The organism is Sulfurospirillum sp. hDNRA2, from assembly GCF_024206095.2.
Lineage (GTDB): Bacteria > Campylobacterota > Campylobacteria > Campylobacterales > Sulfurospirillaceae > Sulfurospirillum.
On the sequence record NZ_CP159800.1, the window covers coordinates 919,230 to 932,336 of the forward strand.

11 protein-coding genes are annotated in these 13,107 nt (G+C 43.5%); 10 read left to right on the top strand and 1 reads right to left on the bottom strand.

The features are described from left to right. Window positions 1–24 precede the first annotated feature (24 nt). The gene (locus NL930_RS04780) at window positions 25–1,215 is read left to right on the top strand and encodes a methyl-accepting chemotaxis protein (protein ID WP_060825637.1); all 1,191 of its coding nucleotides are present in this window, start codon (window positions 25–27) and stop codon (window positions 1,213–1,215) included. Here the strand turns inward: NL930_RS04780 and NL930_RS04785 are convergent. Beyond that, window positions 1,212–3,095: a methyl-accepting chemotaxis protein gene (locus NL930_RS04785; protein ID WP_060825638.1), complete on the bottom strand. Its 1,884-nt coding sequence runs from the start codon at window positions 3,093–3,095 to the stop codon at window positions 1,212–1,214. The two genes, NL930_RS04780 and NL930_RS04785, sit on opposite strands and share 4 nt — an antisense overlap. A 145-nt stretch (window positions 3,096–3,240) precedes the next feature. On the opposite strand from NL930_RS04785, the gene metH reads away from it, so the two are divergent. The 9 genes from metH (at window position 3,241) to NL930_RS04830 (ending at window position 13,093) form a co-directional block, all read left to right on the top strand. Then, window positions 3,241–6,711, top strand: coding sequence for a methionine synthase (gene metH, locus NL930_RS04790; RefSeq protein ID WP_257561065.1), 3,471 nt, complete (start codon window positions 3,241–3,243; stop codon window positions 6,709–6,711). Window positions 6,712–6,723: 12 nt separating this feature from the next. Next, window positions 6,724–7,419 (top strand): Sir2 family NAD-dependent protein deacetylase, encoded by a 696-nt coding sequence (locus NL930_RS04795; RefSeq protein ID WP_041963659.1) that lies wholly within the window; start codon window positions 6,724–6,726, stop codon window positions 7,417–7,419. 57 nt (window positions 7,420–7,476) lie between these two features. Continuing rightward, a complete protein-coding gene (locus tag NL930_RS04800; protein ID WP_041963658.1) occupies window positions 7,477–8,580 on the top strand; it encodes an AAA family ATPase in 1,104 nt (367 codons plus the stop codon). Window positions 8,581–8,582: 2 nt separating this feature from the next. Next, on the top strand, window positions 8,583–9,095 hold the full coding sequence (locus NL930_RS04805) for a hypothetical protein (protein WP_254375852.1): 513 nt from the start codon (window positions 8,583–8,585) through the stop codon (window positions 9,093–9,095). 39 nt (window positions 9,096–9,134) lie between these two features. Next, complete coding sequence (locus NL930_RS04810; protein ID WP_039672910.1) at window positions 9,135–9,422, top strand: nucleotidyltransferase family protein; 288 nt, start codon at window positions 9,135–9,137, stop codon at window positions 9,420–9,422. Next, the gene (locus NL930_RS04815) at window positions 9,415–9,552 is read left to right on the top strand and encodes a hypothetical protein (protein WP_254375853.1); all 138 of its coding nucleotides are present in this window, start codon (window positions 9,415–9,417) and stop codon (window positions 9,550–9,552) included. The genes NL930_RS04810 and NL930_RS04815 overlap by 8 nt, the downstream gene beginning before the upstream one ends. A gap of 11 nt (window positions 9,553–9,563) precedes the next feature. After that, complete coding sequence (locus tag NL930_RS04820) at window positions 9,564–9,794, top strand: DUF86 domain-containing protein (protein ID WP_254375854.1); 231 nt, start codon at window positions 9,564–9,566, stop codon at window positions 9,792–9,794. A 188-nt stretch (window positions 9,795–9,982) separates the two neighbouring features. Further along, window positions 9,983–10,969: a helix-turn-helix domain-containing protein gene (locus NL930_RS04825; RefSeq protein ID WP_254375855.1), complete on the top strand. Its 987-nt coding sequence runs from the start codon at window positions 9,983–9,985 to the stop codon at window positions 10,967–10,969. Window positions 10,970–11,077: 108 nt separating this feature from the next. Beyond that, complete coding sequence (locus tag NL930_RS04830) at window positions 11,078–13,093, top strand: TonB-dependent receptor (protein WP_254375856.1); 2,016 nt, start codon at window positions 11,078–11,080, stop codon at window positions 13,091–13,093. The last annotated feature ends 14 nt before the right edge of the window (window positions 13,094–13,107 follow it).

The window sequence follows — 13,107 nt, forward strand, 5'->3', positions numbered from 1 at the left end:
ATACTTTGCGTTAAAAGGACGGATATGAGCGTTAATCTTCTCTTAATCGGGGCAAATGAAGCAACGACGCAAGAGCTAGTGTCTTTGGTCGATGCCACCTTATCGACGACGGCGGTGTATCAAAAAGCTACATTAAGTAACTATCAAAATTTCGACGTTCAACAATTTGATTTGGTGGTCTGCTTTACCAATCGTTACGACGAAATGGTTAAAAAATACGGCAAAGAGATCGTCGTGGCGGTCGAATTTGTTCCTCCGACCGATTTTTTCGTTGCGGTGAGCCGTATCCAAGCGGGCGAAGAGGTCGTGATTTTCAATAACAGCACTTCCGGAGCGAACGTATTATTAAAATTTTTAAAATTCTACAAACTCGACCACGTCACGTATCGAATCGTTGCGTTTGAAGAGTGCACGGAGAGCGAAACGAAAGAGGCGTTAAGTCGGGCACGCTACATTATCGGAACGGACGGTTACGTCTCAAGCGGAAAAGCACTTTACAGTAAATACCAACACTACCTTCTTCCTGACGTCGTCGTGATTCCGAGTCCTCCGCGTTCGGCGACGGCGGAGAGCGTCAGTGCTTTAGCGCAAGTCGTTACGGCGATCAATAACGATAAAGCGCTTAAAGAGGCTCGGGATATTTCGCACAAATTGGCGGAGCAGACCAAGGAGATTTCGGGCATTATCCAAAGTGCGTCCCAATCAATCGAAGATACCGCCAATACGATCGTCGTCGTCAACGATAAATTGGCGGCCGAAGTCAAAAACGTGCAAGTCACGAACGGCATGGCAAAAGATTTGAGTTCGGCGGTCGAGCAAATCGGTACGATTACCACCGCAATCAAATACATCGCGAGCGAAACCAACCTTTTAGCCCTCAATGCCACCATCGAAGCCGCACGCGCGGGAGATCACGGACGCGGTTTTGCGGTGGTTGCGAGCGAAGTACGCAAGCTTTCCGATCAGAGCAACAAATCGACCGATAATATTCGCGTTTTTATTATGGACGTGCAAAAAGTGGTCGATCAGATCGTTCCGGCGTTGCAAAAAACCGTGGACGAGATTATTAAGACGCAAGCCGAAGTCGAGCGCATCAGCATCGCCGCGCAAGAAGAGAGCAAAGCGATGAATGAGATTATTCAAAAACTTCAAGTTATCGTCAACGTTTCGCAAGAGCTCAATACCGCGGAAAATAAAAGTTTTTCGAGAGCTTAACTTTGAAATTTCCCCAGTTCGTTTTTAAGGCTTTCGGTCATCCCGTGAAGGTGTTCGGAAGCCTGAGAGACGTTTTTGATACTTTGTACGTTTTCGTGTGAAAGCGTGTTGATCTTATCGATTTCTTCAACCATCTTCTTGACTTTTTGAGCATTGTCGATAAAGCGTCCGACCGATTCTTTAGTATGGTCGATCGTTTCAGCGATGATAGTATCGATATAGCCCATACCTCCTTGAAGCTTTTGGGAAACTTCGGCTAAACGGTGAACTTCTTGCGTGTTGGACGCGATATCGCCGTTGGCGTCCAAGATCGACTGAACGACGACGTTAATCGTCGCGTCGATTTCGACAAGGCTTTTTTGCGTACGCTCGGCTAGCTTTCGCACTTCATCGGCAACGACGGCAAAACCGCGTCCGTGCTCTCCCGCACGTGCGGCTTCGATGGCGGCATTGAGGGCTAAAAGATTGGTTTGATCGGCTATATCTTTGATGATAATCAGCACGTCTTTGATCTCATGGGTATTTTTACTGACGGCTTCAAGCTTTTGTGCCAAATAGTACTCTTTCTCAACGGTCGTTTTCATCGTCTCTTCGAGTTGTTCGACATGAAGCTTAACGTCTTGAATGTCGTGTTGCGTTTGCGTCAGCTTCTTTTTCGACTCTTGCGCTAAATCGACGGAATTTTCCAACGTTTTTGAAATGATTTCGCCGTCGTGTTTCGTTTGCGCGATAATCGACGATTCGGTGGCGACGTTGTGTAAGACGGCTTGTGCGGTGCGTGAGAGTTCCTGCGAAATCGAAGCATTTTCATGGCTGATGGATTTGGACGTCGTTACGATGTCGTGTAGCTTTTCGATAAACGTATTGATGTGTATCGTTACCTCCGCAAACTCGTCTTTTCCTTTCACTTCCAGTCGTTGGCGTAAATCCGCATCGTTGCTTGAAAGCGCGGACGCAATCGTTCCCAACCTGCTTAACGGGCGTAAAAGTGCTTGCGTCGTTATCACGATGATGACGAGGGAAACGCACAGCATAAGCGTTGCGATGATCAGAAGCTTTTGAACTTGCGCGTTTAAAAAGGTATAGGAGTTGGCTTTGTCGTAAGCGATGCCGATACGCCAGCCGCTTTTTTCAGACGTTGCGTAAGCGTACAATTTTTCTTTTCCTTCAAAAGAATAATCGGCGATACCCTCTTTTTGCTCTCCCAATTGTGCGCTTAACGAAGGTGCGATACTCTCAAGTGCGACGCCTAAATGCTTGGGATTCGGATGTGCCGCGATAATGCCTTTGGTATCTTGCAAAATGCCGTAACCGCCCTCAAAATCGATATGCGAAAGGGCATGCGTGAGGTTCTCGAGTAAAATATCCGTACCGATGACGCCGACGAATTTTTTCGTATCGTCAAAAATCGGGCTCATCACGGTGACCATCAAGCGCGTATCGGTTGCACCGCGGTAAACGTCGCTGATAGCGGTTTTTTGCGTCTGTTTGACGTGGAGATACCACGGGCGTTTTCGAGGGTCGTACCCTTGCGGACGTTGTTTTTCGCTTCCCCAAACCATATCGCCGTTCTCAAAGCCGACGTAGGTGTCAAGCGCACCGATGGTTTTAGTCGTTTCTTGAAGTTTTTGCACCATTTGATGGTAGCTAATGAGATCAATGTCGTGAAAAAAACGTGCGGCACTTTCGACGTCGTTTTGCTTCGTGGCGATCAGAAGATCGATATAGTCGGTAAACGAGCGAGCCGTAGAGTGCAGACTCGACGTGATCTGGCGAATACTGTTTTTTTTGGTGTCTTGGTAGCTAAAAAGCCCGAAAGAAAAGAGACATACGGCTATGAGTAGTGAGACGACAAGCATAATTTTCGTTTTAAATCGCACGGACAACCTATCCTTTGGAAAGCAAAATCGACGTTCATTGTAACTTCAAACGACTACGATTTTATTACATGTAACAATCTTTTTAGGCGGACGTTAGAGGAGATTTGCTATGATAGATTGATATTTACCACGAGGAAACAGAAGCGTGTTAGGACTCCAAGAACGCATAAAAGAAAAAATTTTAGTCATCGATGGTGCGATGGGCACACAGATACAAGCTTTACAGATTGCGCCTGAACTTTGGGAGGGCAAAGAGGGATGTAATGAGCTTTTGAACGTTACATGTAAAGATGCCATTTCAAAAATTCATCGCGGTTATTTGCTTGCAGGCGCGGACATCATCAAGACCAACACCTTTGGTGCATTGCCGTGGGTTTTGGAGGATTACGGCATCGGTGAGAGAGCCTATGAACTTGTCCGCGCGGGCGTTGCTATCGTTAAAGAGGCGTGTGCGGATTTTGAAACGCCCCAAAAACCCCGCTTTACCGCCGCGGCGTTTGGTCCGGGAACCAAGCTTCCCTCTTTAGGGCATATCGGTTACGATGAGATGTATCAGGGCTACAAAGAGGCGGCACGCGGAGCCGTGGACGGCGGGGCAGATCTTTTTCTTATCGAAACGGCACAAGATCCGCTTCAAATCAAAGCCGCCCTTCACGCCATTTTTGATGCTCAAAAATCTTTACATGTAAAGCTTCCCGTGATGGTTTCGGTCACTATTGAACTTAGCGGAACGATGCTTATTGGCACCGACGCAACCACGATAGCGGCGATCTTAGAACCCTTTGACATCTTAAGTCTGGGTTTTAACTGCGGTACAGGACCTGAGCAGGTTGAAAAGCATGTCAAAACGCTGAGTTCCGTTTGGAGCAAACCCATCAGTGTGCATGCCAACGCGGGACTTCCGCAAAACCGCGGAGGGTACACGTTTTATCCGATGGGACCTCGCGAATTTGCCGAGCTTCAAGAAAAGTTTACCGACATCGCGGGTGTGGCGATCTTGGGAGGGTGTTGCGGTACGACGCCACAACACATTTTAGAGCTCTCCAAACGCGTGGAGGGCAAAAAACCGCTTCCTCCTACAGGAAGCATGCCTCGCTCCATCGCATCGCTTTTTGAAACCAGAGCACTCAAACAAGACCCCGCACCCTTTTTGATCGGTGAGCGAAGCAATGCTACAGGGTCTAAAGCGTTTCGTGAGCTTTTATTGGCGGAAGATTACGATGGAACACTGAGTGTCGCACAACAACAAGTACGAAGTGGAGCACATGGCATCGACGTGAGTGTCGGCTTTGCAGGACGTGACGAGATCAAAGATACCAAAGAGGTGATAGGGCGTTACGTGCAAAAGATTCTTTTGCCGCTTATGCCCGATACCACGCAACTACCTTCCTTAGAGTGCGCGTTAAAGCTGATCGGCGGAAAGCCCATCATCAACTCGGTGAACCTAGAAGACGGCATCGAAAAGTTCGATAAAGTCTGCTCTTTAGCCAAACGTTTCGGTGCGGCATTGGTGTGCCTGAGCATTGATGAGAAAGGTATGGCAAAAACCAAAGCGCAAAAAGTGGCGATTGCCGAGCGCATCTATACCTTAGCGACGCAAAAACACGGCATTCATCCCGAAGATTTGGTGTTTGACTTACTCACCTTTACCGTAGGTAGCGGCGATGCGGAGTACCATACCGCGGCGATTGAGACCATTGATGCCATTCGCGAATTTCATGCACTGCACCCTGAAGTAGGTTTTGTTCTTGGTATCTCTAATATCTCCTTTGGTTTGGCAAAACACGCGCGTGAATACCTTAACTCCGTCTTCTTACACCATTGTGTCGAAGCGGGGCTTAGCATGGCGATCGTGAACGTTAAAAACACGCTTCCGATGCACAAGATCAGTGACGTGGATAAAAAAGTGTGTGAAGATCTTCTTTTCAACCAGCGCGAAGAGGGCGACCCACTTTTTAAATTTATCGCGCATTTTGAGGGCGTGGTGGAGAACAAAGACGAGAGTGACGCGGCGTTTCTTGCGATGAGCACGCAAGAGAAGATTTCAACCCTGCTTATTGATGGCGATAAAGAGCGTATGCTCACATTATTACCGACGGCTAAAGAGGAGATCGCTGCGGAAGTGATCGTTAATGAAATCCTTATTGATGCGATGAAAGTCGTCGGTGAGCTTTTCGGAAGCGGAAAAATGCAACTGCCTTTTGTGTTGCAATCAGCCGAAGTGATGAAAGCTTCGGTCGATTATTTACAACCCTTTTTACCCAAAACCGAAAAAAGTACGACCACGACGCTCATCATCGGAACCGTCAAAGGCGACGTGCATGACGTGGGTAAAAACTTGGTCGACATCATCTTAAGCAACAACGGTTTTAAAGTCGTCAACATCGGCATCAAAGCCGAGCTTGAACAGTTTTTGCAAGCGCTAAAAGAGCACAATGCCGATGCGATCGGTATGAGCGGACTTTTGGTAAAGTCCACGAATGTGATGAAAGAAAACCTAGAAATGATGCAAAAAATGGGCATCAAAATCCCCGTGATCTTAGGCGGTGCGGCACTGACGGACAATTTTGTGGAAGAGTTTTGCCGACCGATTTACGATGGACCTATTTTTTACTGTAAAGACGCGTTTGAGGGTATAACGGCAATGAGCCGCATCGAAGCAAAAAACTACGACACCTCCTTTAGCCGTGTTGTCTTGGAAAACAGTGTCAATCGCGCCACCAAAGAAGCCAAACCAATGCCTCCGTTTCATGAGCTTAAAATGCCAAGTCGTGACATCAAAATCCCGACACCGCCGTTTTGGGGCAGACGGGTGTTAAAAACCGATGTCAAAGAGCTCGCATTTTCGTGGATCAACCACAAAATCCTTTTTGCACAACGTTGGGGTTATAGCGGTAAAGGGCAGAGTAAAGAAGAAAAACAAAAGCAGCTTGATGAGGTGCTTTACCCAACCTATGAGCGTGTCAAAGCAGACATCGAGCGTCTTGGGCTGTTTGAGCCGACACTCATCTACGGCTATTTTCCTGCACGTTCACTGGAGAACAAGCTCTACCTTTTCGACGAGAGCGAGGGCTATTTTAGTGAGGAACAAGTGTGTCGTGAGAGCATCGAAGAAGCGAGCAAGCGTGCTATCAAAGTCTTTGACTTTCCGCGTCAAAACCGCGCTCCGTACCGCTCGTTAAGCGATTTTATCAGCCCTGATCGTCACGATGTTTTAGCACTGACGTGCGTGAGTGCGGGAGCGAAGTTTTCAGCGTATGAGAAAGAGCTTTACGATGCGGGCAATTTTACCGAATACTTTTTCGTGCACGGACTGGGTGTGGAGCTTGCCGAAGCGTTGGCGGAGATCGTGCATAAACAGATACGGCTTGACCTTGGCATCGCAGAGCATGAGGGGCATAGTTTGCGCGATGTGCAGATGAAACGCTACCACGGATGTCGCTACTCGTTTGGTTACCCAGCATGCCCTGCCTTGGAAGATACCAGAGTCATTTTCGATCTTCTAAAGCCTGAGGAGTTTGGCATTGAATTAAGCGAGACGTTCCAAATCCACCCCGAACAAAGCACCACCGCGATCGTGATGCACCATAAAGAGGCACTTTACTTCAACGTGTAAAAGGAGTTTTTCATGGCAAAAGTGGTGATATTTTCAGGAGCAGGCATCAGCGCGGAGAGTGGACTCTCCACCTTTCGCGACGCGGATGGGCTGTGGGAGAAGTACCGCATCGAAGAGATCTGTCAAGCGGGGTGTCTTTCTTGGAACCGTGAAAACACTCTGGCATTTTACGACGCAAGGCGCGAACAATTAAGCGCGGTTGAACCCAATGCCGCGCACCATGCCATCGCCAAACTACAAGCAAAATTCCCCAAAGACATCGCCATCATCACCCAAAATGTGGACGATCTGTTCGAGCGAGCAGGCTGCAAAGACGTTTTGCACTTGCACGGTTTTTTGCCCCGCCTTCGCTGTGAACAGTGCGGCGCAACCCAGATTATCGGCTACACCAAGCAAGATCGAGCTTTTACATGTAAACGCTGTAACGGCTCCTTTCGCCCAGACATCGTCTTCTTCGGCGAAGCCGCACCTATGTACGAACACCTCTATGATGCGATGGAAGATTGCCAGTTTCTAGTCATCATCGGCTCAAGCGGAAACGTCGTCGCGATGGATCATTTCGCTTTACATGTAAAGCATTCCATCCTCAATAATTTGAAGAAAAGCGACGCGATCAATGAGCGGGTTTATAGCAAAGTGTTGTATAAAAAAGCGACTGAAGCGGTGGATGAGATCGTGGCGGATGTGGAGAGGTTTTTACAAGAGTAATATTTCAGCTATAATATAGGATATTTTTATACATAAAATGAATAAAGGATTTATAAAATGTTAAAAAGACTTTATGCTCATAATTTTAAATGTTTACAGAATTTTGAAATGAGTTTAAATGGATTAAATTCAGTTTTTTTACTTGGGAAAAATGGCTCTGGAAAAACAACAATATTCGAGGTACTAGAAATTTTTCAAAAAATTGGACAAGGGGTTACTTCTTTAAAAGAATTAATTGGTGAATATAGTTTTAATTTTGGTAATAAAAATACACCTATTGAACTTGAATTAGATGTTGCAATTGCAAAAGAAAATTTTAGTTACAAATTATCGATTGAATTTCCAGAAAACTTTTTTGCTCCACGAATAATCAAAGAAAGTCTATTTGTAGGTAAAAAGTCGATTTTAGAACGAGATGGTGGTCAAACATCTTTTAAAGATACGGCTCATTTTTTATTGGATTGGCATCATATAGGACTTCCTCTCATTTCTGTAAGATCAGATGATGAACCTCTGGCTATTTTTAGAGATTGGCTAAAAAATATTATTATTGTGTCACCTTTCCCGAGAGATTTTAATGATTTGTCTAAAACTGAAAGTATGACAATCAATAGAAAAGCTGAGAATGTTATAGATTGGGCAAGATGGTTACTCTCTTCAAATCCAAGCCTTTATATGGTTATGTCTGATTTTTTAAAATCCCGTATGCCTGACCTTGATGTTTTTAAATGGGACAATAGTGGAAGGGATGATCGAAGATTGCTTTTTACATTTAAAGAGGGTAATAAGCGTAAATCTATTGATTTTGCGCAGCTTTCAGACGGTGAAAAAATCTTTTTTTTAGGGGCTACTGTAATAGCTGCGCAAAACAATAATCCAACAACGCTTTGTTTATGGGATGAACCAGATAATTTTATTGGCTTAGTCGAATTAAATCATTTTATTATTGCTTGCAGAAAAGCATTTGAGGCATCGAATAGCCAAGCACAATTAATAATGACTTCACATAATGAACGAGTGATTAATAATTTTTCAGATCACAATATTTTTGTAGTCAGTAGGGCATCTCATTTATCGCCAACGAGGATTGAAGTATTGGAAAATATTAAATATGATAGCCAAACCGTTGTTGATGCCTTTGATAATAACGAATTGGATTGATAATGGCAGTCAATCGTTATAGAAAACATTTAGTTGTTTTCTTAGAAGATAAACCGTATAGAAGCATTTTGAATGGAGTGAAAATTCTACCAAATGTAAACTACAATTTCATTGATGTCAAAAATCCATGTGGCGGATGGTTAAAAGTTTTTGAAGAATTTAAGAAGAATCTATCTCTTTTACATAAATATTCAGAATGTCATATTTTGCTTCTTATAGATTTTGACGATGAAGTAGGTTCTTTGTCAAATTTTCAAAGCAGAAAAGATATGTTGCAGAGATTAATACCTTTAGGTTGTGCAGACAGAGTGTTTCTATTAGGTGTTAATCATGAAGAAAGTGAGGCCTTAAAAGATTTTTTTGGAATGTCAGATTTTGAAGACATAGGTAAAAAATTGGTTGAGGATTGCCCTCATGGAAATTTATCTCATTGGAAAAATACACATTTAGAATGTAATTTACCAGAAATAGAGCGTATGCGAGAAAATGGTGTTTTTGGTTGGCTATTTTGCTAAATTTAAAAAATATAATCACCCAAAACCAAAGGAGGATGTATGACAAAGCAACACATACTTGATTATCTTTCCATGCATAAACCTGAGTTTCAAAAGAAGTACGGTGTGGAAGAGATCGGTTTGTTTGGCTCGTATGCACGTGATGAAGCCAAAGACGATAGTGATGTCGATATTTTTGTGAGTATGCAAGCAAAATTTGACAACGTGATGGGTTTAAAATATGACCTTGAAACCTCCTTACAAAAAAAAGTCGATTTGATGACGAAACATAAATACATGAAACCTTTTTTGCTTCAGATGATTACGAAAGATGTGATATATGTCTGATCGAACCTTGATGGTATTGTCAACGCTTGAAGACATCGATATGTCTATCGATATGGTCATTGAGCGATTTAAAGCCATTAAAACGGTAGATGATTTTCTTTCCAGTGCCGCGAGAATATCGAAAAATTAGACAGTATCGCCATGCGTTTACTGGCAATCGGTGAAGGTTTAAAAAACATCGACAAATTGACCGATGGGCAACTACTACCACGTTACCCAAGCATTGAGTGGAAAAATATCAAAGGACTTAGAGATGTGTTATCGCATCATTATTTTGATATTAACGCTGAAATATTGTTCGATGTATGCTCTTCCAAACTCGTTGAATTATCGAGTGTTGTCAAACAAATGTGCAAAGATTTAAAGGCGTAAACTCTTTTAAAACACTCAATATCTTAATAAAAAAACAGGGCTAAATTTTTAACTTTACAAAATTCTCTTTACATGTAAGGCAAAACAGTCCTTAAAAATCTCAAAAACCTCAATTTTTGCTACAATATACAATACCTTTGTTTGATAACGTTTCTCAACTTAGGATGAATTGACTTTGAGGTAGTTTTGTGGACGAAAATTCGGTTTTACATGTAAACTCTTTTGATCTCTTGCAGATCGCTCAAACGAAGCAGTATCCTTTTTCGCGTGAGAATTTTATGGCGAACATTAAACCCGAACTAGGGAAGGGATCGTTCGTATGGTATAACCTTGGTAACGGCATTGCGGCGTATCTTTATGCGTACACGTTGTATCAAGATACGATAACGTCGTTGTATTCAGATATTCCCGGTGCCGTGCTGGTGTTCAATCTCGGTGATGAATTTACGCATGCGTTTAAAAACGGTGTGAAGTATGCCATTAAGAAAAACAGTTTCTTTATCGGATTTTCTTCTGATGCGTTTCATGTGGAGATGCAAACGCTCAAAGGTAAAGAGTATCGTACTGTTACGATTGGTATTAAAGAGGCGTTATTGGGACATTTGATCTCTAATTACCGTGAAGTGCATCAACGTATGGAATCGGAAGCAAATCAAAACGGTTATGCGATTTTAGAAGGCGGTGAGATCGATCGAAGGCAGTTTGAAATTTTAGAAGCGTTTCAGACCCATGAAATGGACACAAACCTTTTAAACGTGTTTCATTTGGAAGCGCATATTATGTATTTGGCGCACTATACGATTGAGCGTATGATGAGTACGATGCACAAGATTGCCGATTTTTCGTTGGATATTAAAACGATCCATTCGCTTGAAAAGGCGAGACATATTATTTTGCACGAGTACGACAAAGAGCTTTCCATTAAACAAATCGCGTATCGTTCAGCGATCAATGAGTGTTATCTCAAAAAAGATTTTAAAGCATACTATGGAATGACGGTCTATGCGATGCTTCAAAAACAGCGCTTGAATGTTGCAAAAAGCTTGCTTCAAAGCAATCATAGTGTGAAAGAAGTGGCGTTTAAAGTTGGTTATAAACATACAGGTAATTTCAGTAAACTTTTCACAGAACACTTTGGTGTCACCCCCAGTATCTACCGCAAACGACATCGTTAACTTCTTTTTTTCCTCTTTGTGGCGTTTTTTTTCCCTTTTGTGACTTTTATTTATTGATAATCGTCATCATAAATGGCACACTTCCTTCATCAAAAAAAAAGGATAGTGATGTCACACAATACATTTTGGCAAATCAGTCTTGCAACATGCTTATTTCTTCCTTCTCTTGCTTTTTCGGACACCAATGCGACGATTCAGCTAAACGAAGTGACCGTTTCGGGCGAAAAAATCGAACGTTCGTTGCAAGAGACAACAACCGCAGTCAGTGTGTTCCAAACCGATCAAGTCGATACGGCAGGGGCACACTCGGTGTACGATGTAGCATCGCATGTGCCCAATATGATCAATAATCCCTCGGATATTCCCGTTATTCGCGGTGTTAACGGAGCCGGTGCGGCAATCGGCGGCTTTTCGATGCTCTCAGGTTCTCGTCCTCGTATTAGCACGAGTGTGGACGGTATCAGCGAAGCGTGGAACGGACAGCGTTATTTAGACATCGGTTCGTGGGATATTGAGCAGGTTGAGGTTCTAAGGGGCCCTCAATCGACCACACAAGGACGCAATAGCATCGGCGGTGCGGTCGTCGTGACGACCAAAGATCCAAGCTTTGAACCTGAGGGTGCGGTTCGTATCGGATACGAAAATCAAGACGATAAAGCACTGGTTGCGGCGATGATTTCAGGTCCTGTTATAGATGATGTTTTGGCACTGCGTTTAAGCGCTGAGGGCGTTTACGGACATAACTATATCAATTACCAAAATTATGCTAATTATTGGGATCCTTCTGATGTTAAGCAAGGAAATGTTCGTGCAAAAGCTCTATGGCTACCTCAAGATGTGGATGGACTGATTGTCAAAGTTTCGGCATCGCATCGTGCGAGTGAGGGTGGTCATATGAATGAGATTATGCCAAATTCAGCGATTTCTGATTATGCATTTCGTCTCTCGTCTTCCAATCTTGTACGTTACAACGATTCCACCAACGATACGTTTAGCACCGATGTTGAGTACGCTATCAATAATGATCTTAAGCTTTACGTTTTAGCCGGTTACAACAGTACTGAAACGAAGACCAAACAAGCACCGACAGCCATGAATTTGGACATCGACGAAAAAAGTGAGACTTTGGAGACACGCTTGGTGTATGACCCTAAAGATGGGCTTTTAACGAGTATGGCAGGACTTTATTTCTACCATCGTGCACAAGATATAGTGGTGACAGACCAAATCAAGATGAACGGTGATGACGATATTACGGCGTTAGCATTTTATACAGAAGAGTCTTTACATGTAAATAATAAATTTGACATCATTTTAGGTGGGCGCGTGGAGAGAGAACATCAAAAACGTGATGTCACATATATGAATAAGCCGATGAATGCTGATCTTGCCGAGACGATGTTTTTACCTAAAGTGGGTGTCAATTACAAGCTGACTCCCGAACACAATATTGGGTTTACCGTGCGTAAAGGTTACAGTCCAGGTGGTGGCGCATTGACATGGGATACGTATGAGTATTACGAATATGATAAAGAAGAGGTATGGACGTATGAAGCCACGACACGTTCTTTGTTGCTCGATAAAACGCTGACCTTGAATACCAACCTTTTTTACAATGAGTATAAAGGCTATCAGGGGATTGCGGGTTCGGGTTACGGACAACGGTTTATCAATATACCTGAGGGCGAAAGTTACGGGTTTGAAGCCGAGTCGATTTACCGTGTAACGTCTGATTTGGAACTTCAAGGTGGCTTTGGTCTTTTACGTACGAAAATAACGGAAGCGGATACTAACAATTACGCCAAAAAAGGTAATGAATTTAACCACGCGCCGCATTTTACGGGAAGCCTTGGCTTTAAACAACATTTTATGTCCGGCTTTTTCGTTGGCGGCGACTTAAATTACGTCAGCGAATACTACACCAACGTTACCAATACCGAAGCATATAAAGCGGGCGATTATACGCTTGTCAATTTCAATGTAGGATATGAGACGAAAGCGTATACGATTCGAACCTACCTTAAAAACGCATTCGACGAAGACGTACTTTATAATTACCGAGGAACGTTTCGCCAAGTCGGTCAACCACGCACCTTTGGCGTGACGTTTGATTACCGATTTTAAGGGAAGCCTTGTCA